General features: G+C 35.6%; 13 protein-coding genes. 8 read left to right on the top strand and 5 right to left on the bottom strand.

Going from position 1 to position 21,602, the window contains the following annotated elements:
• Window positions 1–138 precede the first annotated feature (138 nt).
• Both ACAM30_RS07285 and ACAM30_RS07280 read left to right on the top strand, forming a co-directional pair.
• Window positions 139–3,999 (top strand): T9SS sorting signal type C domain-containing protein, encoded by a 3,861-nt coding sequence (locus ACAM30_RS07285; RefSeq protein ID WP_369617886.1) that lies wholly within the window; start codon window positions 139–141, stop codon window positions 3,997–3,999.
• A gap of 469 nt (window positions 4,000–4,468) precedes the next feature.
• A complete protein-coding gene (locus ACAM30_RS07280) occupies window positions 4,469–7,966 on the top strand; it encodes a T9SS sorting signal type C domain-containing protein (RefSeq protein WP_369617885.1) in 3,498 nt (1,165 codons plus the stop codon).
• Between the two features lie 17 nt (window positions 7,967–7,983).
• On the opposite strand, the gene ACAM30_RS07275 is transcribed toward ACAM30_RS07280, so the two are convergent.
• The 4 genes from ACAM30_RS07275 to ACAM30_RS07260 form a co-directional block, all read right to left on the bottom strand.
• Window positions 7,984–8,850 carry a cupin-like domain-containing protein gene (locus ACAM30_RS07275; RefSeq protein ID WP_369617884.1) on the bottom strand — a complete coding sequence of 289 codons (867 nt, stop codon included), beginning with the start codon at window positions 8,848–8,850 and terminating at the stop codon, window positions 7,984–7,986.
• Between the two features lie 81 nt (window positions 8,851–8,931).
• Window positions 8,932–10,020: a biotin synthase BioB gene (gene bioB / locus ACAM30_RS07270; protein ID WP_369617883.1), complete on the bottom strand. Its 1,089-nt coding sequence runs from the start codon at window positions 10,018–10,020 to the stop codon at window positions 8,932–8,934.
• Window positions 10,021–10,191: 171 nt separating this feature from the next.
• Complete coding sequence (locus ACAM30_RS07265; protein WP_017497388.1) at window positions 10,192–10,629, bottom strand: hypothetical protein; 438 nt, start codon at window positions 10,627–10,629, stop codon at window positions 10,192–10,194.
• A 326-nt stretch (window positions 10,630–10,955) separates the two neighbouring features.
• Window positions 10,956–11,885, bottom strand: a complete 930-nt coding sequence (locus ACAM30_RS07260) for a bifunctional riboflavin kinase/FAD synthetase (protein WP_369617882.1) — start codon at window positions 11,883–11,885, stop codon at window positions 10,956–10,958.
• Between the two features lie 198 nt (window positions 11,886–12,083).
• On the opposite strand from ACAM30_RS07260, the gene ACAM30_RS07255 reads away from it, so the two are divergent.
• Window positions 12,084–14,780, top strand: coding sequence for a reprolysin-like metallopeptidase (locus tag ACAM30_RS07255; protein WP_369617881.1), 2,697 nt, complete (start codon window positions 12,084–12,086; stop codon window positions 14,778–14,780).
• Window positions 14,781–14,865: 85 nt separating this feature from the next.
• On the opposite strand, the gene ACAM30_RS07250 is transcribed toward ACAM30_RS07255, so the two are convergent.
• The gene (locus ACAM30_RS07250; protein ID WP_369617880.1) at window positions 14,866–15,549 is read right to left on the bottom strand and encodes a ComF family protein; all 684 of its coding nucleotides are present in this window, start codon (window positions 15,547–15,549) and stop codon (window positions 14,866–14,868) included.
• Window positions 15,550–15,647: 98 nt separating this feature from the next.
• Between ACAM30_RS07250 and ACAM30_RS07245 the strand changes: the two genes are divergently transcribed.
• The 5 genes from ACAM30_RS07245 to ACAM30_RS07225 all read left to right on the top strand — a co-directional run bounded on the left by ACAM30_RS07245 (window position 15,648) and on the right by ACAM30_RS07225 (window position 21,527).
• Window positions 15,648–17,186 carry a glycine--tRNA ligase gene (locus ACAM30_RS07245; RefSeq protein WP_369617879.1) on the top strand — a complete coding sequence of 513 codons (1,539 nt, stop codon included), beginning with the start codon at window positions 15,648–15,650 and terminating at the stop codon, window positions 17,184–17,186.
• Window positions 17,187–17,455: 269 nt separating this feature from the next.
• On the top strand, window positions 17,456–18,265 hold the full coding sequence (locus ACAM30_RS07240; RefSeq protein WP_369617878.1) for a LytR/AlgR family response regulator transcription factor: 810 nt from the start codon (window positions 17,456–17,458) through the stop codon (window positions 18,263–18,265).
• A gap of 173 nt (window positions 18,266–18,438) precedes the next feature.
• Window positions 18,439–18,684, top strand: coding sequence for a hypothetical protein (locus tag ACAM30_RS07235; protein ID WP_369617877.1), 246 nt, complete (start codon window positions 18,439–18,441; stop codon window positions 18,682–18,684).
• 96 nt (window positions 18,685–18,780) lie between these two features.
• Window positions 18,781–20,832, top strand: a complete 2,052-nt coding sequence (locus ACAM30_RS07230) for an ATP-binding protein (RefSeq protein WP_369617876.1) — start codon at window positions 18,781–18,783, stop codon at window positions 20,830–20,832.
• Complete coding sequence (locus ACAM30_RS07225; protein ID WP_369617875.1) at window positions 20,829–21,527, top strand: response regulator transcription factor; 699 nt, start codon at window positions 20,829–20,831, stop codon at window positions 21,525–21,527. The genes ACAM30_RS07230 and ACAM30_RS07225 overlap by 4 nt, the downstream gene beginning before the upstream one ends.
• The last annotated feature ends 75 nt before the right edge of the window (window positions 21,528–21,602 follow it).

Below are 21,602 nucleotides of genomic sequence, written 5' to 3'. Positions count from 1 at the left end.
TCCGTTTTTCGGATTGGATTTTTTTTTAAGAAAATAATGTGTTTGAAAAATCACTAAAAGTAGGTATTGTAGATTTCATAAAGAGTATTTATTTTTGAGTTAATTCTTACAAATAAATAAACACCTGAATTTCTTATTTTGATAAAAAATGTAATTTTTTCCCTGTTTTTGGTGGTCTATCTTTATGGTCCGGCATTTTGCGCTCAACAAGGCAAGGTAGATATTTCTTTTAATACAGATGATAATGGGAAAAAGGGAGATGGTTTTGATAATGTAGTACGAACGGTATCTTTACAGTCCAATCAAAAGCTTTTGGTCGGAGGTGATTATTTAAACCTCAATGGAACTAAGTGCCAATATTTAACCCGCTTAAATCCGGACGGCAGTATCGATGAAACCTGGGACACAGGGACAGGTTTTAATGGAAAAATTTATACGAGCTGTATTCAGCCAGATGGAAAAATAATTGTAGGCGGTAGTTTTACCTCTTTTAATGGAATCAGTTGTGGAAGACTGATCAGATTAAATATGGACGGTTCTTATGACGCAGCATTCGATACTACGATCGCTGTTAATACGGGTATTATTTATAACATTTGTCTGTATCGTGATGGAAGAATAATTATAACCGGAAGTTTTACTAAATATAATAATATTACCGTAAACAGGGTTGCCTGTATTTTGTCCGATGGCAGTTTAGATTCTTCTTTTAATACAGGTTCTGGGTCTTCTGCAAATATTACAAATGCAAATGTTATGTCCGATGGTAGAATTTTACTAACGGGTAATTTTTCAATTTTTAATACAATCGCGGCCAATAGAATTGTTTGTTTATTACCAAATGGTAAAGTTGATACTGGTTTTAATACAGGTTCCGGTTTTAATGAAGATGTGAATGCAGTTGTTGTCCAATCTGATGGGAAAATTATTATAGGAGGGAAATTTACAAGTTATAACGGATCAATCACTAATAGACTAGTAAGACTAAATCAGGATGGTACTATAGATAATGACTTTGTAACCGGGACAGGTTTTACTGGGGATGCAGTCCAGGTTATTAAAAATGATTCATTCGGCAATATTATGGTTGGAGGGTCATTTACTGGCTTTTATAATGGAGTAGCAGTTAATCGAATTTGCTTGTTAAATTCAGATGGAAGTCTTCAAACAAATTTTGATGTTGATTCGGGTCCGGGATCCGGATCAATTTTGACATTAGCGAATGATAGTGAAAACTTTTGGTATGTTGGGGGTTCATTTTCAGTTTTTGATAGTCAGAATCAGGGAAGATTAGTTAAAATTAGCAAAGACGGAGAACGTGAAGAAGCCTATTTATCAACCGGAGTTGGATTTGATAATTCAGTTTTAAAAGTATTACCCTTGTTAGATAAAAGTACGGTCGTACTGGGAAATTTTCAAAATTTTAATGGAAACTTTAGTTCAAGAATAGCTCGAGTCTTAGCGGATGGATCCTATGATGCAACTTTTAATTCCGGACAATTAGGGGCTAATAATATGATAAAATCCGGTGCCTTACAATTGGACGGAAGGATTATTTTCGGTGGAAATTTTACAAAGTATAATGGAGCTGCTTTCAATAGAATTATTCGGGTTTTGCCGGATGGAGCAATAGATAATACATTTAATGTAGGCTCAGGATTTAACGGTCAGATTTACAGTATTGCAATTCAACCCGATGAAAAAATAATTGTAGCAGGAAATTTCACAAGTTATAATGGGACACCAGTTGGAAGAATAATTAGGTTATTACAAAGTGGTTTACGAGATCTTAGTTTTGATATTGGCGTTGGTGCTGATGGAATTATTGAAGCAATATTAATTCAACCTGATGGAAAAATCCTGGTAGGAGGGCGATTTGACAGCTTTAATGGAAATTCATCTCATAGATTGATTCGTCTTAATTCTATAGGAAGTATCGATTCTGATTTTAGTGTAGGGGCAGGTTTTGATAAAAATGTTTATGCAATTGGACTTCAGTCCGATCAGAAGATAATAGTGGGAGGGTCATTTTTAAGTTACAGTGGAATTCCGCAAAAAAGAATTGCTCGTTTGAACGCAGATGGGAGTCTGGATTCTTTTTTTGATAATGGAGTAGGTTTTAATAAAGGTGATGTTCGTGTTATTTTAATTCAGCCGGATGATCGTATTTTGGTGGGAGGAACTTTTTCCGGGACTTATAAATCCAATACTGCTTTGCGGTTAATACGTTTGCAAAAATCGGGGGACTATGATATTTCATTTAAAAGTGAGCTTAACAACAGTCTCTTTACAATGGGATTTACTACAGATCATAAGTTGATTATTGGAGGGAGTTTTAATTCCATATCAGGGGTTTCAAAACACAGAATTGCCAGAGTCAAACTTTGTTTAGACGGGACAGTTTGGGATGGTAACAGTTGGTCAAATGGGTTTCCATCATTAGCAAAAGCAACAGAGTTTAGAGGAAATTATGAAAGTCTAACTTCTGTAAACATATGTAGCTGTTTTATTGATGAAGGAAAACAAGTCACGCTTTTGAATGGAAACACTTTGGGAGTAGAACTTTCCTATACAGGTAAAGGGATATTAGTACTGGAAGATTCAGCTAGTTTCTATCAGTCTGATGATGATGTAGTGAATACGGGTATCGTTTATGTAAAAAGAAACTCAACGCCTATACGAAAATCCGATTATACGTATTGGTCTTCGCCGGTAGACCTACAAAAACTAATAGATGTATCTCCTAAATCACATTTGGAAAAATTCTATTCATACAACTATGATGATAAAAATTGGAAGAAAGAAAACCCTTTAAATTATATGTCTGTCGGAAAAGGATATATTTTCCAGGGACCGCAAGATTATTCTGAAACTGTGCCTTTAAAATTTGAAGCAACTTTTAAAGGAATTCCTAATAATGGTAAAATTGAGATTAAATCAGGTGTAGCTGATACTTTTAATTTAATTGGCAATCCATATCCTTCGGCTCTTGATGGAGATATTTTTTTATTGGCTAACAAATCAAAAATTAAAGGCACGCTTTACTTTTGGACACATAATACACCAATTACCAGGTATAAATATACTTCGGATGATTATGCGGTTTATAATTTACTTGGCGGTGTAGGAACAAGAAAATCCGAAACATCCGTAATTAATGAAACAGTTCCTGATGGGACGATCGCCACGGGACAGGCATTTTTTACAAATAGTAAAGGTTCAGAGACAGTAGAGTTTACAAATAGTATGCGGCTTATAGGTAGAAATTCAACATTCTTCAAACAGCCAGATAGAAATTCAATGTCGGTATTTAAGAACAGAATAGAAAGACATCGTATTTGGCTAAATTTTCATAATAATGAAGGAAGTTTTAAACAAATCCTGATTGGTTATATTGATGGAGCTACAAATCAATACGATACCGATTATGATGCAGAATCACTAAATGGTAACCAGTTCGTTAATTTTTATAGCAGGATTGAAAATAAAAAATTAGTAATTCAGGGCAGAGCATTGCCTTTTGTTGAAAACGATTCAATAATACTTGGTTATGAAACTGCATTTGCGGGAGAATTTAATCTTAGTATAGATCGTGAGGATGAATATTTTAAAAAAGGGAATGTTTTTTTGGTAGATAAAAAAATAAAAAAAAGACACAATTTGAGACAGGGTGCTTATTCGTTCTCGAGTGATGCAGGAACTTTTAATGAGCGGTTTGTACTGCATTTTATAGATGAAACTTTAACGATCAAAGATTTTTCAGAGAAGAATCCAGACGTATTTATTTCTGTAGAGGATAGAATTATTAAAGTAATCTCAACTCAGGATATAATTAGTCAAATAACCGTTTTTGATATTTTGGGTAAACAATTGTATCGAAAAGAAAATGTTGAAAGTTTAGAATTCCAACTTCCAAAATTCAATTCAAACCATCAGATTGTAATTGTAAAAGTTATCCTTGGAAGTAGAAAAATAGTGACAAGGAAGATTTTACTTTAAATGTTTGTCCTAAAAAAGTATTCTTTTTTGATCATTTTAATACAATATTTGGAACCTGAACTGCGATATTTACTGATAAAATGCTGTTTATGAATTTCTTAAAAGGTTATAAGTGTTAAAGTCTCACAAATAAATCAAAAATATCTAGTTTGAATGTAAATAAAATCGTACCTTGTTACTGCTTTACGATTGAAATACTTAAAAGCCTGTTAAGTTAATTTTTATCATTTTCTATTGAAGCTTATAAATAGAGTATCTATACTCTTTACTTGCCTAAAATACTGATTGCGAATTTAAATGCCCCGATTAAATGAAACAAAAAGTACTTTTCACTTCAACATCATACTTGTACTGCCAGGATTAGTCTATCCTGTTTCGGCGTTTTATTTTTTGAGGTATTTAGAAATTACTTCAATCAGATTCTTGTCTGATTGAGAAGTTCTGTTTTTAAATATTAAAAAATACCACGATGAGAAAACATTTACTTACACTTCAGTTATTTGTATTGCCTTTATTTTTTTATGCACAGACTAAAACAGTCTCTTTTTCAAGTGTTGGAACAAGCAGTTTTTATGTTCCTGCAGGTGTATCATCAGTAACAATGAGTGCCTGGGGAGGAGGTGGAGCCGGTGGAGGTTCAACCGTTCCGGGCCTGAGTTTACAAAGAGCCGCCGGAGGAGGTGGAGGTGGTGCTTTTGCAGGTGGTACCTATTCTATGAACATATCCATTCAAACTACCTTGTCGATTACGGTTGGTCAAGGAGGTGCGGGAGTTTTGTCGGGTAATGGAAATGCTGGTCAGAATTCATCGATTACAGGTTATTTAATTGCGTTGGCAGGAAATGGTGGAATAGTCAATAATGGTACAGCTTCCAATCCGGCAGGAGGTGCCGGAGGATTAGCTTCAGGGTCTACCGGAACTACTAAAGTCGACGGAGTAAGCGGTGGAGCTGGTGAGACACTTTTACCCGCTGTAACCGGAGCCGGAGGAGCCGGAGGTACCAGCGGAACAGATGTTGGAGGCGCAGGAGGTGCAAGTATTACAGGCTTGCTGGCCAATAGCAATGGTAATCCGGGAACTCAGCCCGGAGGCGGTGGGAGCGGTGGAAAATCGGCACTTTTAGGTTCGGCTTCAACTGGAGGAGCTGGAGGAGCAGGAAAAGTTGTGATTGTTTATACCTGTCCAACTTATAGCCTGACAAGTATATCTGCTTCAACGGTAAATATTTGTACCGGAACATCTTCAACAGTAACACTAAATGGTAGTTTGCCAGTGGGAGCATATAGCGTTGCTTATCAGGTAGACGGAGTAACTCAGACACCGGCAAGTATGACAGTAACTACAAGTGGAACCGGTACTTTTACAGCTCCCGGATTTTCAGCTTTAGGGAATAAAAATTTAATAGTAACCTCTTTAACTTCCGGAACAAGTGGTAATTCTGCCGATAATTGCGCATCGACGATCAGTGCCAATAATAGCACTACAGTAAGTGTAACTTCATCTGGGACCGCTCCTGTTGCCTTGGCAGGAACTGGAGCAACCTGTACCCAAATTACAGCAAATTGGCAAGCCGTTTCAGGATCAACTTATTACACATTGGATCTTTCGACAGATATTAATTTCGGAAGTTTTGTTGGAACCTATAATGGTTTAAATGTGGGAAATGTTTTAACAGTAAATATTACAGGTTTAAGTAATGCCACTACTTATTATTACAGAGTTAGAGCGTTTAGCGGTACCTGTTTGAGTGCTTATTCGAATACCATAACTTACAAACCTGCGGTCTCTCCTGGTAATGTCGCATTGCAGGCAGCTACTAATACTTTGTGTACTGCATTTACAGCAAATTGGAGTGCAGAGGCTAATGCAGTAAGTTATTTACTAGATGTCTCTCTTGTCAATACATTTGCCAGTTTTGTCTCAGGTTATAATGCCCTTGATATAGGGAATGTGACAACTTATACAGTAACCGGATTAACTGCAGGTACCACTTATTATTACAGACTAAGATCGAAAAATGGCTGTGGAACCAGTGCCACAGGTACCGCAACAGTACAAAATATAACGACTTCTACTTTGCCAGCTACACCACTTAATGATCCGGTGGTTCAGCCTACCTGTGATCTTCTAACCGGAACGGTAGTTTTGAAGAATTTGCCCAACAGAAATGATTATACCATTACGCAAACTGGTACGTTCTCTAATACTTATTCAGGAGGAACAGGTGCCGATTGGACTAAATATACCATTACAGGACTGGCTCCCGGTACTTATAATTTTACGGTGCAATACCCGGGTAGCTGTGCTTCTGCGTCATTGTCGGGTATTGTTGTAAATGCTTTGGCAACGAATACCTATACGATTGCAGGAGGATGGTCACTTGGAACGCCAACTATAAGCCAGAATATTGTTTTTGCAGATGATTTTTCTTCATCCGGAGATGTGAATAGCTGTGGCTGTACGATAAATGCCGGAAAAAAGGTAACCATAAATAGTTCAAACACTTTAACGGTTAAGAATGCGTTAATTGTAGATTCGTCAGCAGGGACAAGTTTAACTTTCAAAACCAGTTCAAGTCTGGTTCAGGTAAATACTGTTGTTAATTCCGGAAATATTTCATATGAACGAACAAGTCCGGGAATTCTGAAAAAGGATTATTTGTATTGGTCCACTCCGGTAAGTCCTCAAAAATTAATCGATCTTTCGTCCGGAACATCGCCAACAAAATATTTTGGTTATGATGGTACACAATGGGTAGTTACCGACCGAACAACTAATATGACAGTCGGTAAAGGATATATTATTCGCGGTCCGGAAACCTATTCAAATAGTGCCAAAGCAACTTTTACGGGGATTTTTTCAGGGGTGCCAAATAATGGGAATCTGGAAGGTGAATCTTTGGCTTCTGGAAAAAGTTATTTGGTAGGGAATCCGTATCCATCTGCTTTAAGTGCTGATGCGCTTATAAGTACAAATAGCATACTAGGGGGGACAATATATTTCTGGACACACAATACACCGGTACAATTGACCTATACAAATCAGTATACGAGTGATGATTATGCATCGTACAACCTGAGTGGTGGAGTTTCGGCAATATCAGATCCACTGCATAGTGATATTCCGGCAAATGATAATGGAATTAAGCCAACGGGTAAAATAGCTGCAGGACAATCCTTTTTTGTAACTACAGTAGGGGCAGGAAAAGTACAATTTAATAATTCAATGCGATTAGGAGGAGCAAATAACAATCAGTTTTTTAAATCTGAAAGCGCCTCAAAGGAAACTACTTTGGTTAAAAAACGTATCTGGCTAAACATGACCAATACGTCAGGAGCGTTTAAACAATTGCTGGTAGGATATATAGAAGGGGCGACTAATGAGTATGATAGTAATTATGACGGCATTAGTTTTAACGCGAATCCTTATCTTGATTTTTACAGCATAGCCAATGGAAACAATTATGTCATTCAGGGTAGAGCTTTACCTTTTCTGGATACTGATCTTGTTCCTTTAGGATACCGCACGACAATTGCGGGTGATTTTACTATTTCAATTGATGAGGTAGATGATAATTTAAGTGAACAGGCTATTTATATTGAAGATAAAACAACCGGAGAAATTCATAATTTAAAACAGAGCAATTATACTTTTACAACCGCAGTTGGAACCTTCTCAGACCGATTAGTGTTGCGTTTTACCGGAAAAGCATTAGGTGTTGAAGATTTTGAAAACACAAAAAATGCTATAGTTGTTTCTGTTAAAAATAGAATAATAAATGTGTCTTCAAAAGAACAGCTTAAAGACGTTTTTGTTTATGATGTATCGGGGAAACTGCTTTACAGCAAAAGTAAGATTGGAAATAAAGAGCTTCAAATACAAAATTTAGCATCAGGTAATCAGATGGTACTGGTAAAAGTGATATTGGAAAATGATGCTACAGGAACACGAAAAATAGTCTTTTAGGAATAAGAAGAATGTTCTTAAGAGGTTTTTTGCAGATTTTTATTGGTATTCCGGACTGCTTTTTCATTTTTATAGTCAATCCATCTCTGGCCTTTGAATTTACGCATCATGATATCAAAATAGCGCATGATAAAAACATTGTAAAAGGCTTTTGACAGATTGGTAATGTTTTTAGGAAAAGCTCTTAGGCTCATCGAAAATCCGGGGGTTAAGTACTTCATGTAATGCCAGTATCCTTCAGGCATGTACAGCATTTCGCCATGTTTTAAATTGGTGATAAATCCCTGTGCATTTTTTAGAGCAGGAAACTTTTCATAGTCAGGGTTGTCAAAATCAATGTCTTCTCTTGAAATTAAAGCATGTGGTACCTTGTACATGTATTTGGATTGATCGGGAGCAAAAAGCATACATTGTTTTTCTCCGTGAAAATGAAAATGTAAAATATTGGAGTAGTCAATATCGTAATGCATGAACACCCGTGCATTTTCTCCGCCAAAAAATAGCATTGGCATTTGTTTCACCAAGTTTAAGCCAATATCCGGCCATAAAAAGTCCTCTTTTAATAATGGAACTTCTTTCATCAGATTATAAAGAAAAATGCGGTAGTTAGTTGGTTTTGATTCCAGCAGATGAATATAATCACTCATTTTCATGGTTGTATGAGCTTCATTAAAACCTTCTTCATGATTTACAGGTCTGTCATCGTATAGAGGAACGATAATGTTTCCGGCAATTTCGTTGATATAAGATAATTTCCATTTGTGATAAGCTGGCCAGTCTTCGGTCAATTCTTCAACAACAACAGGAATTTGATTTTTTACATACTGGGAAATAAAATCAGCCTTTGAGATTTTTTTTACCCTTTCGATTTGTTTTAACTTCATCTCTATTAAATAAAAAAATTGCTTATAACACATGTTATAAGCAATTTAGAAATATTTATCGAGATTTATGAACTCTTTTTCTTAAATTTTTGATTTGGCTGTAGCTTCAAGATTTCTTTCAATAGTGTGCCCCGGTCTTGTCCATTTTGGTTTTTCTCCTAAAGAGGCAAACTGTGAATCAGCAGCTTCTACTGTTTTAGGCTGTGAAACTTTTGTAAATGGCTTTTGCGGATTCAAGCCTAACATTTCAAACATTTTCATGTCTTCGTGAACATCAGGGTTTGGTGTCGTAAGCAATTTATCGCCTGCAAAAATAGAATTGGCACCTGCAAAAAAGCACATAGCCTGACCTTCACGGCTCATGTTAGTTCTTCCTGCTGATAAACGAACTTGCGTATCAGGCATTACAATTCTCGTTGTAGCTACCATACGGATCATTTCCCAGATTTCAACCGGCTTTTCTTCTTCCATTGGAGTTCCTTCAACTGCTACCAGCGCATTAATTGGCACAGATTCAGGTTGAGGGTTTAAAGTAGAAAGCGCTACAAGCATTCCGGCTCTGTCTTCGATACTTTCTCCCATTCCAATGATTCCTCCGCTGCAAACCGTAACATTCGTTTTACGAACATTTTCGATAGTCTGTAAACGGTCTTCAAAACCACGAGTTGAAATAACATCTTTATAGTATTCTTCAGAAGTGTCTAAATTGTGGTTGTAAGCATATAAACCAGCTTCGGCCAAACGCTGCGCCTGATTTTCGGTAATCATACCTAAAGTACAGCAAACTTCCATGTCAAGTTTGTTAATGGTACGAACCATTTCTAAAACCTGATCAAACTCTTCACCATCTTTTACGTTTCTCCATGCAGCTCCCATACATACACGAGAGGATCCACTGGATTTGGCACGTAAAGCCTGTGCTTTAACCTGACTCACGCTCATTAAGTCGTTTCCTTCAACTCCTGTGTTATAACGAGCCGCTTGTGGGCAATACCCGCAGTCTTCCGGACAGCCTCCGGTTTTAATAGAAAGTAAAGTAGATACCTGAACTACGTTAGGATCATGCTTTTGCCTGTGAATTGTTGCTGCTTCATACAGCAGGTCCATCATAGGTTTATTATATATGGCAATTATTTCGTCTTTTGTCCAATTGTGTTTTGTAATGCTCATTGATGCAGTTTTTTGATGCTCCAAAAGTAGTTAAATAGTTCCAATCAACCAATGCCCAATCCTGTAAATGAATATTTGACAGCTATTTTCAAAAAAGAAACACTCTAAAATCATATAATTTTAATTTTTTATGATTTTAGAGTGCTATTTAGTTTGATTTATTTTGAAAAATTAATCGGCTGCATATTTGTTATTCCAGTACAGCATCATCATCAATGTGACAATTACTGAAGAGGCGATTCCTTCAAAAAGCAAGCAGATGCAATAAGTTGGTACCGAAGGATTTCCGCCAAACATGAAAGTTTCCGAAAGTGTTTTTACATAAGCATCTCCACCTCGGGCATAACTGTAAACTAACAGCCCAAAAACACTCAACGCCACACCCACTACAGAGGTGGCCATTGCTGATACCGCATTGGATACAAAATTAGTTTCCCCTTCATGAAGGTTCATTCGCATAGTTTTATTTACGCCATAAAATATAAAAAAGACATTTAGGGTTCGCAGATAGAATAAATGAGCCAAACCTAATACGTTCATCAATAAAAAGTAAATTCCAATTCCAAGAAAAATCAGAAAACCGTTGGTAATTTCTTTAGGTAATTTCATAATGGTTATTTTTAAAGAAGTTAATAGCAAATATTTGATAAACAGAGTTCTATATCAAATTTACTAAAAAAATAACTACGATGATTTAAAAAGGGTAAAAAGTATATCTGACCAAACCATCGTAAAAAGGAACGATGAATTTTTAGAATAATACGTAGAGAAACAGGTATTAATGCTCAGAAATGGAAGGACAAGAAGAAAAGATTTGCATTAGCATATTTTACTATGCGTCTTTGACAACTACTGAAACGTCTTTTATAGTTTACAAAAGACTATGTTTCTATGTGTTAAAATTATTTCAACTCACAGGTTGAAATAAAGCTATTCTAGATTTTGTCTAAAAAGGCCAGCGCATTTTTTCTGTCCTGATGCAATTGTTCTTTTAACAAATCGACAGAGCCGAATTTTTGCTCTTCTCTTAGGTATTGTAATAATAAAACCTCAATTGTTTTACCGTAAATATCTGCATCAAAATCAAAAAGATTCACCTCGATCGTTTGTTTTTGTCCGTCAACAGTTGGATTAAAACCAATGTTCATCATTCCGGAAACTTCCTTTTGGTCGATCAAAGCTTTTACAACATATACGCCGGCTTTTGGAATCAATTTATATTCGTCATTAATTTCGATGTTAGCTGTTGGAAAGCCAATTGTTCTTCCTAGCTGTTTTCCCTTAACAACTTCACCCGATAAAAAGTAGTGATAACCCAGATAATCATTTGCCAGAGACATATTTCCTTCGTTGAGTGCTTTTCTGATTTTGGTTGAACTTACAGAAACGTCCTGGATTTCCTGAGCGGAGATTTGCTCAACTTCAAAACCGTATTCATGACCGAAAGCGATTAAATCATCAATATTAGCCGTTCTGTTTCTGCCAAAGCGATGGTCATGACCAATAATTATTTTCTGAATATGAAACTGATCTACCAGAATGGAATGTACAAATTCTTCTGCGGTTAGTCTGGAAAAACTTTCGTTAAAAGGATGAATAACCAGATTTTCAATTCCGGTTGCTTCCAGAAGCTTTGATTTTTCAGTAATGGTATTTAAAAGTTTTATTTCTGATTTTTCCTGTAGTACCATTCTTGGATGAGGAAAAAAGGTAAGCACTAAACTTTCATATTTTCCGTTTTCAGTGTTTTGCGTAATGCGTTCCAGAATTTTTTTATGGCCAATATGTACACCGTCAAAAGTCCCAAGAGTTAAAATTGTTTTCTTGGTTGACTGAAAATCGTTTATAGAATGAAAGAGCTTCAAAACAAATAATTTAAGATGGTGCAAATTTATACTATTCTATTTTAAATTTAATGCTAAGGGGAATTGATTTTTTACTCTCAAACTGTTAGTTTTTGTGAAAAAGGAATCGCCAGTGACTTAAAACTGTATAATTGTTTCTGATAAGTGTAAGATTTTGATTTAATTCGCGTAATTTTGATATACTTTTATATTTGAAATATGAAAAAAAACCTACTTTTTTTATTTTTTACTTTTTGCTGTGCTGGTGTATACGCCCAAAATGATGGTTTGTGGCAAAAAGTCGATGCTGTTTCGTTAAGCAAAAGAGGAGTTACGTCTCAACCCGGACGATTGTATTATAAGCTGAATTCAGATTTTCTGAAGACTAAACTTAGTGTCACTACTGCTAAAACAGCAAAAAATACCTCGACAGAAATTACTTTTCCAAATGCCGGAGGTACACTGGAACGTTTTACCGTTTGGGAATCTTCTAATTTTGAGCCCGAATTACAGGCAAAATATCCTGAAATCAGAGCTTATGAAGGCCGCGGTTTAGACGATAAGACGGCGAAGATTTATTTTAGTGTGGCACCAATTGGAGTGCAGACTATGGTACTTCGTACGGATAAACCATCAGAATATATCGAACAGAATCAGGAAGACAAATCGTCCTATGTTTTGTTTACTAAAAATGATGAAGCTTCAAAATCTCGTTTAACTTGTAAAACAACAGATGTACAGGCAAATACAAGTACATCACCCAATACTGCAAAATCGGCGGCAAACAATAAATCTTTCAAAACTTTTCGACTGGCACTGTCCTGTACAGGAGAATACACGGCTTATTTTGGAGGCACAAAAGCAGGCGCATTGGCAGGGATGAATGCAACTTTAGCAAGAGTAAATGGTGTTTTTAATAAAGACCTTGCCGTAAGGGTGGTTTTAATTGCTAATAATGATGCTGTGATTTATACGAATGGACTAACAGATCCTTATTCTGACCCAGATAGAGGAACCTCCAGAGATCCTTCAGACGGGAATGATTATTGGAGCAAAGAAGTTCAAAGTAATTTAACGAGCGTGATAGGTGAGGCTAATTATGATATCGGGCATCTGTTTGGAGCGTCCGGAGGAGGAGGAAATGCAGGCTGTATAGGTTGTGTTTGCGATAGTCCGACACCGTCGGATGCAATGGGGAAAGGAAGTGCTTATACCTCACCGTCTGATCAGAAACCGGAAGGAGACAACTTTGATATTGATTTTGTTGCTCATGAAATGGGACATCAGTTTGGAGGATATCATACTTTTTCTTACGATGCATCGGAAAGGACAGGTTTAAACGTTGAGCCGGGAAGCGGATCAACTATAATGGGTTATGCAGGAGTGTCTAAGGGTTATGATGTTCAAAATCATTCAGACGATTATTTTGCTTACGCCAGTATTCTGCAAATCCAGAATACGTTGTCCGGAAAGAATTGTCCCGTTAGTACAGCCATAGCAAATAATCCTCCGGTAGTTGATGCCGGTGCAGATTATACAATTCCTATTAGTACACCGTTTGTTTTAACAGGTATCGGTTCGGCTGTTGCTGGTGTTACCTATACCTGGGAGCAATTTGATAGCGCGTCAGGATCATCAACCGCAAACAGTAATAGTACAGCCTATCCTGATAAACCCAATGGGCCCATGTTTAGGTCTGTACGTCCGGGAAGTTCACTTGTTCGTTATATGCCCGACTTGAACAACGTACTTTTGAACAAGTTGACCACAACCTGGGAGTCCGTTTCTTCTGTTGCGAGAACATTACATTTTACCCTGACTGCAAGAGACAATGGTGCATCTGGAGCCGCACAGACAAATACTGATACAATGATTGCAACGGTGGTAACTAATGCAGGGCCATTTACCGTTACTTCGCAAAACACGGATGACGTTAGCTGGCCAATTGGCTCGAACCAGACGGTAACATGGGCAGTGAATAATACCAATACATTGCAGGGATCCTCATCAGTAAATATTAAATTATCGACAGATGGAGGTTTGACATTTCCAATAATTTTAGCAGCAAACACACCGAATGATGGTTCGCAAACTGTTCAGATTCCGACCAGTGTAACGGCTTCAACAAATTGCAGACTTAAGATTGAACCAACAGCAAATATTTATTATGCTTTAAATAGTAAGTCGTTTGCGGTGGGGTATACTTCAACGACAACTTGTGATTCTTATAGTTTCGGGAATGCTTTTACTATTCCTCAGGTAAATTCTTTTACTTCTAAAACGGTAAATGTTCCGGCATCAACCGGGACGATTTCTGATGTAAATGTTTTGGTTAATGTTACACACGATAAGCTTTCCGATTTCGAATTGCAAATCGTAAATCCGCAAGGCACAGTAGTTAATTTATATGATCGTAACAGCTGTGGCGGAATAAATTCTACTTTGGCTCTTCAGTTTGACGATGCCGGAGTTGCTTTAGATTGTTCCAAAACTACAAGTCAGATTGTTGTTCCGATCGATTTATTGAGTGTGTTTAACGGACAGGACCCGAAAGGAACCTGGAGTTTTAGAGTTCGTGATGCTGTTTCGGGTAATTTTGGAACAATAAATTCAGCTTCATTAAATATTTGCAATAAGACTTTTACTTTAGGGGAAGTTGATATTGAAAATGTAGCGTTTACTTTATATCCGAATCCGAACAGAGGGAATTTTACGATTCAGTTTACAAGCGATTCCATCAATAAAGTACAGGTTTATGTACATGATATTCTTGGCAAGCAAGTATATTTTAACTCTTTTGATAAAACGCCTTATTTTAATCAAAATATTCAATTAGCGGGAGCTACGGCAGGGATGTATCTGGTGACTGTAATAGAAGGAGAGCGCAGAACGGTTAAGAAAATAATTCTATACTAAGGAAAAGATAAAATTTGAAAAAAAATCCAAATTTTGATAACTGTTGTTGTTGGAATTTGGATTTTTTTTTGATTGGAATTTTATCTTATGAATTTGCCATCGCCATACAGGCAATGCTGATTCTGGCTCCGGGAATTTTTTGCAAAGCTCTGGAACAAGCCTCAAGTGTAGCACCCGTGGTCAATACATCGTCCACAATTAAAAAATGTTTGTTGTGATCTTTTTCAGAAAATTTGACGTCAAAGATGTTTTCGATACTTTCGGATCTTCCTAAAAGATTTTTTTTAGATTGGGTTTTTGAATATTTTTTTCGGTACAATAAGCTTGGATCAAAAGGAATTGCAAAGTTTTCAGATAAAGTGGTGCCAAAAGTAGTAACCTGATTGTAACCTCGTTTTTTTAGTTTTTTGGGATGAAGGGGTACCGGAATGATCGCATCAAAAGGGATTTTCAAATTCAATTCTTTTAAATCTTCGGCATACCAATTTCCCAGAAATGTTCCAATTTCTTCATGGCCTTTGTATTTAAGATTATGGATCAGTTCCTGAACAATTCCTTTTTTGTTGAAATACAAAAATGCCGATGCATGCTGGATGTCGATTCTTCCATAAAATTTCTTCACAGCCTCGTTTTTTGGATTCAAATGGTATTGAGTAAGAGGTAATTCATGGCGGCAACGAGTGCACAAAATAGTTTCACCACTAAGTAAAAGGTTGTGACATCCGACACAAACTTTAGGGAAAAAGAGGTTGATGAGATAATTAAACACAAATAGAAAGAATTTAGTTACAAAAATAACCAAATCATTGCTTTTAACTTTATTATTTTTCTTTTTTTTAAAAGTACTTTTTATATTTTTGCATCACTATGGCAAAACAAGAAGATTTATTTAAGAATGTGGTTTCGCACGCAAAAGAGTACGGATTTATTTTTCCGTCAAGCGAAGTATACGATGGATTAAGTGCAGTCTATGATTATGCACAAAATGGCGTCGAGTTAAAAAAGAATATTCGTGAATATTGGTGGAAATCAATGGTTCAGATGAATGAGAATATTGTCGGCTTAGATGCTGCAATATTAATGCACCCAACAACCTGGAAAGCTTCAGGTCACGTTGATGCATTTAATGACCCATTAATTGATAATAAAGATTCAAAGAAAAGATACAGAGCTGATACTTTAGTAGAAGATTACGCTGAAAAGATTAATCAAAAGGCTCAAAAAGAAATCGAAAAAGCAAGAGCCCGTTTTGGTGATGCTTTTAATGAAGAAGAGTTTGTTGCGACAAATGCACGTGTTGTAGAATATCTTTCGAAAAAGAAAGAAATTTTAGAGAGACTGGCTAAAGGTATGAGTGAAGATCTTCAGGATGTGAAAGCATTAATAGAAGAACTTGAAATTGCTGATCCTGAAACGGGTTCTAAAAACTGGACAGATGTAAAGCAGTTTAACTTAATGTTTGGGACTAAACTTGGAGCTTCTGCAGATTCTGCAATGGATCTGTATTTGCGTCCTGAAACGGCTCAGGGTATTTTTGTTAACTTTTTAAATGTTCAGAAATCAGGTCGTATGAAAGTTCCTTTTGGAATTGCTCAAACGGGTAAAGCTTTCAGAAATGAGATTGTTGCAAGACAGTTTATTTTCCGTATGCGTGAATTTGAACAGATGGAAATGCAGTTTTTTGTACGTCCGGGTGAAGAAATGAAATGGTACGAGCATTGGAAACAAACACGTTTAAACTGGCACTTATCTTTAGGATTAGGAAAAGATAAATACCGTTTTCACGATCACGAAAAACTGGCGCATTACGCGAATGCAGCGGCAGATATTGAGTTTAATTTCCCATTCGGATTTAAAGAATTGGAAGGGATTCACTCTCGTACAGATTTCGATTTAAAAGCGCATGAGGAATATTCAGGTAGAAAGCTGCAGTATTTTGATCCTGAGTTAAATGAAAACTATGTGCCATATGTAGTGGAGACTTCTGTAGGTTTAGATCGTATGTTCCTGGCTGTTTTTGCAACTTCATTACAGGAAGAAGTTCTGGAAGACGGATCAACAAGAACCGTATTGAAATTGCCGGCTGTTCTGGCACCAACGAAAGCAGCAGTATTGCCTTTAGTTAAAAAAGACGGACTACCTGAAATCTCGAAAAAAATCATCGAAGATTTAAAATGGGATTTCAATGTCGCTTATGATGAAAAAGATGCAGTAGGTCGTCGATACAGAAGACAGGATGCTCTTGGAACACCATTTTGTATTACCGTAGATCATCAAACGATCGAAGATGAAACAGTAACTATTCGTCACAGAGATACCATGAAACAAGATCGCGTTAAGATATCTGAATTAAGAGACATCATCGAGAATGAGGTTTCAATGAAAAACTGGTTGATGAAAATGTAATATTTTATTAGATTCATATATAAAAGCCCAAATTCCTTTAAGGAGTTTGGGTTTTTTTTAATGATAAATAGTGTATTTTGGCGATTATTTTTGCATTTCATCCTTTTGTGTTAACATTTGTTTGTAACATATTAACAATGAAATAGCAGAATAATTGAAATTTGTATTTTTAATTGCGAATAAATGAAGAAACAGGAGGCCTTTCAAAAATATCGATGAATTTGAAGTGATAGTTGTAAGGGGGTCATGAAAAATCAACAACAGTAAGATTGAAAAAGTATTCGTATATTATTATTGACGATGATGTGGAAAGTATTTTGAAAACCAGAACAATTGCAGAAGGTTTTTCAGAACTTACTTTTGCGGGATCGGCTGCGAATTATCAATTAGGACTGAATTTGGTTTTAGAACAGCGGCCACACCTCATTTTGTTAGAAATAGATCCGAAAGATAAATCCAGTAATTTGTCGCTTGCTTTTATAAATGAACTTCATCGGTTTTTGTCACTTATTCCTAAGATCATAATCACAACAACAAAAAAAGAGCTTGCTTTTGATGCTATTCAGCATGGTGTTTTTGATTATATTTTAAAACCTGCTCTACGGATCGATTTGATGAAGACTATTCTGAAACTCGAAAAAGCATTTCCTACAGCTGATATTGATACCGTTGAGGAAGATAGTACACCATTGAGTGAATTGTTTGCTGAGCCGGCAAAAAGTGCTGAGCAGCCCCTTGTATTATGTGTGAAATCTTATGGAGATTATCGCTACATCAATTCCAATGATATTAGTTACTTCCAGGCAGATAATAATTCGACCGATATTTATTTGAATTCAGGCGAAATGATAACTGCTTTTAAAACCTTGAAGCATTTTGAAGGCGTATTGTCACATCCTTTCATTAGGATTCATAACAGTTATATCATCAATCAAAATTATATTGCAAGGATTCATAACGGGAACTCGACTTGTTATATCAGGAATTCCTCTAAAAAGATTCCCTTTTCAAAAACATATAAATCAAATATCGACTTAATTATTGCTGATTTTGCTATAGGGAATTATTTAGAAGTGTAAAAATTATACGACTACATTGATTTGCCCATCATTGACTATCAATTGGGTACGATCTACCATAAACCTTTTTTTTTCATATTATTCTTTTTAAAGTGTTCTTAGTTTTACACCATGATTCGCGCATAGCGATGATTTTTAAAACTAAAAAAACAAACATTTAATATCCTCAGATCATGAAAAAGACAGCTTTAAAAATCGTATTATTTTCTACAGTAATGATAGCAACTTCGTTTGCAACTCCACAAAGAATTTCTCCATCAGATTCAATCGCTAAATTCTCTACGAATACTATTGATGACCAGTTTACAGGTCGTGGAAAAAGAAAACAGGATAATATAAATACACTACATAACTTAAACCAATCTGAAGGATTTCGTCAGGACAGACAATCTGTGAGTATTGTTAAGAAAATGGATTAAGTTAGTGCTTAATAAAATTGAAAGGCTGTCAAATTCTGACAGCCTTTTTTTTATGTCTTTAGTTTTAGTATTTTTGGTAAAATTCAAAAAAAGACATTGAAAAAAACTTTATCTATATTACTTTTTTTATCTCTTATTTTATTGGGATGCACCGGCAAAACTCATTTAGATGAAGAAGAATCTTTCCGAGTTGATAGTCTCCCTACGTTTTTATCTCTGGCGAATGATGTTGACTTAACTTATGAACTGAAACAGAAGTATACTAAGAAAGCATTTGCAATAATTATAAAGCAAAAAGACGATTCTCTCAATAAAGTCAATTTGTTTAAAATAGCCAATCGTTATTATAATATGGGTGATTGGAAATCCTATCTTCAAACCACCGAACTGATTCTGAAGAGATCAAAAGATACTAAGGATTCTGCTAATATTGCCAAGGCTTATACTTACTTAGGCGACTATTACGTGTCAAAATCGGTTTCTGACAGCGCCTATATGAATTTTTATCATGCCGAAAAATTGTACTTAGCGATTAATGATCATTTTAGCCTGGCTAAAACTTATTTAAGTAAAGCTAGTCTCCAATATAACGAGGGAGATTTTTTTGAAAGCGAAATAGCTGTTTTTAAGGCATTACGCAGTTTAAAAGGCCAGAAGCATGCTAACGATCAATTTTATGAATGTTATAACTTATTAGGAATTTTATACAATGATAAAGAAGAATACGGTAAGGCACTAAGTTTTCATAATAAGGCATTGCTAAATCTTAATGACAAATCTATTCCTCTCGAACTTCAGTTAAAAGCAGCGTCATTGAATAATATTGGTTTTGTTTATATCAATATGCGTAATTACCGGGAAGCCAAAAAATTTTTTGAAAAAGGTTTGAAAGAGGAAAATTTATTTAAAGAAAATACCATTTTATACGCAATGCTGCTGGACAATTTGGCCTACTCTAAATTTAAATTAGAGGAGTTAGATGGTCTTCCGGAAGATTTTTTCAGATCACTGAGAATTAGAGATAGTCTTGGATTGAAATCGGCAATTGTGTCCAGTAAGCTTCATTTGTCGGAGTATTATGCTTTTAGAAAAGATACGTTTAAAGCAATTCAATTCTCTAAGCAGGCTTTGCTTTTATCCCGATCTACTAATAAAATCAACAATACTCTCCAAGTATTAAAGCAAATTGCAATTGTTGATCCGGAAAATACCTCGGCTTACTCTAAGGAATATATTAAATTGAATGATAAAATGTTGAGAGCTGAACGCAATATGGGGGAAAAATTCTCCAGAATTGAATATGAAACCAATGAAATAAAAGATCAGAACTCAAGTCTGCAGGAGAAAAACAAAACCTTAATATATATTTTTAGTATTTGTACTCTGATAGGTTTGTTTTTCTATGTGTATAAAACACAACAAGCGAAAAACAGAGAGCTGCTTTTTAAACAGCAACAACAGGTTGCTAATGAAGATATTTATAATTTAATGATCTCACAGCAAAATGATATTGAGCAGACTCGTATTAAAGAAAAGAAAAAAGTAGCTCAGGATTTACATGACGGGGTACTGGGCAGAATGTTTGGTGTGAGGATCAGTTTGGATAGTTTAGATAAAGTAGATGAGGCTGAAGCAGCTCCCAAAAGAAAAAAATACCTGACAGAACTTAAGCATATCGAAGAAGATATTCGTGAGATTTCCCATGATTTAAACCGCGAGAAATCAGAATTAATTAATAATTTTATTGCGATTTTAAACAAATTGTTTGAGGATCAGAGAAACACCTATGATTCCGCATTAATCACCTCTTTTGATTCTAATATTAAATGGGAACTGGTCTCGAATGCGGTAAAAATTAATTTATACAGAATTATTCAGGAAGCGCTTCAGAATTGTAATAAGTACGGAAAAGCCAATACAATAACGGTAGATTTTAAAAGTGAAATAGACCATTTGGTTTTGTCAATTTCTGATGATGGAATCGGGTTTAATACCAAAACAACAAGAAAAGGCATAGGTTTGCATAATATTCAATACAGAGCGACAGAATGTAAAGGCTTTGTTTTCTTAAAATCGGCCAAAGGAGAAGGAACTCTTTTGATAGTAAAAATTCCAATAGATCAAAAAATAAACCTACAGCATACATGACAATTGATCCCAATCCCCAGGCTCCTCAATTAATTAGAAAAAACATTTTAATTGTTGACGACCACCCCTTTATTATTGAAGGATATAAGAATGCGATAACGCGTTATAATCCTAATAAGTATGAGTTCTTTATTTTGCAAGCCCACGATTGTAAATCAGGGTACGATTTAATCGAAGATGCTCAGACTCCTGAATTTGACGTTGCTTTTTTAGATATCAGCATGCCTCCATACGAAGAAAAGAATATTTATTCGGGTGAAGATCTGGCGAAATTACTTCTGAAGAAAATGCCAAAATGCAAAATAATTCTGTTAACCATGTATACTGAATTATTGAAAATTAAAACAATCATCAGAACCATTAGCCCTAATGGTTTAATCATCAAAAATGATCTCACTTTTGATGAATTGCTTTTTGCATTTGATAAAGTAATGAAAAGTGACAAATACTATAGTCAATCCGTTCAAAAGATACTCAATCAATCTGCTCATAACTCTATTGAAATTGATGAATTTGACAAGCAGATTCTATTTCATTTGTCAAAAGGGACTTCTTTAGCAGACATGCCACAATATATTCCGATTTCTGTTAATGAAATTGAAAAGCGTAAAAATGGTCTGAAAGAGCTGCTTAAAGTGAGAAGTGGTTTTGATGAGGACCTGGTCAAAGAGGCAAAATGTAAAGGGCTTTTTTGAGTTTTTAGTTTCCAGTTCTTAGTATTCAGTCGCAGTTTCCAGTCAGTATTTCACTGAGCACTGCGACTGAATACT

It is taken from the genome of Flavobacterium sp. CFS9 (assembly GCF_041154745.1).
Classification (GTDB): Bacteria; Bacteroidota; Bacteroidia; order Flavobacteriales; family Flavobacteriaceae; genus Flavobacterium.
This window is presented reverse-complemented; position numbering and strand designations above follow the sequence as displayed.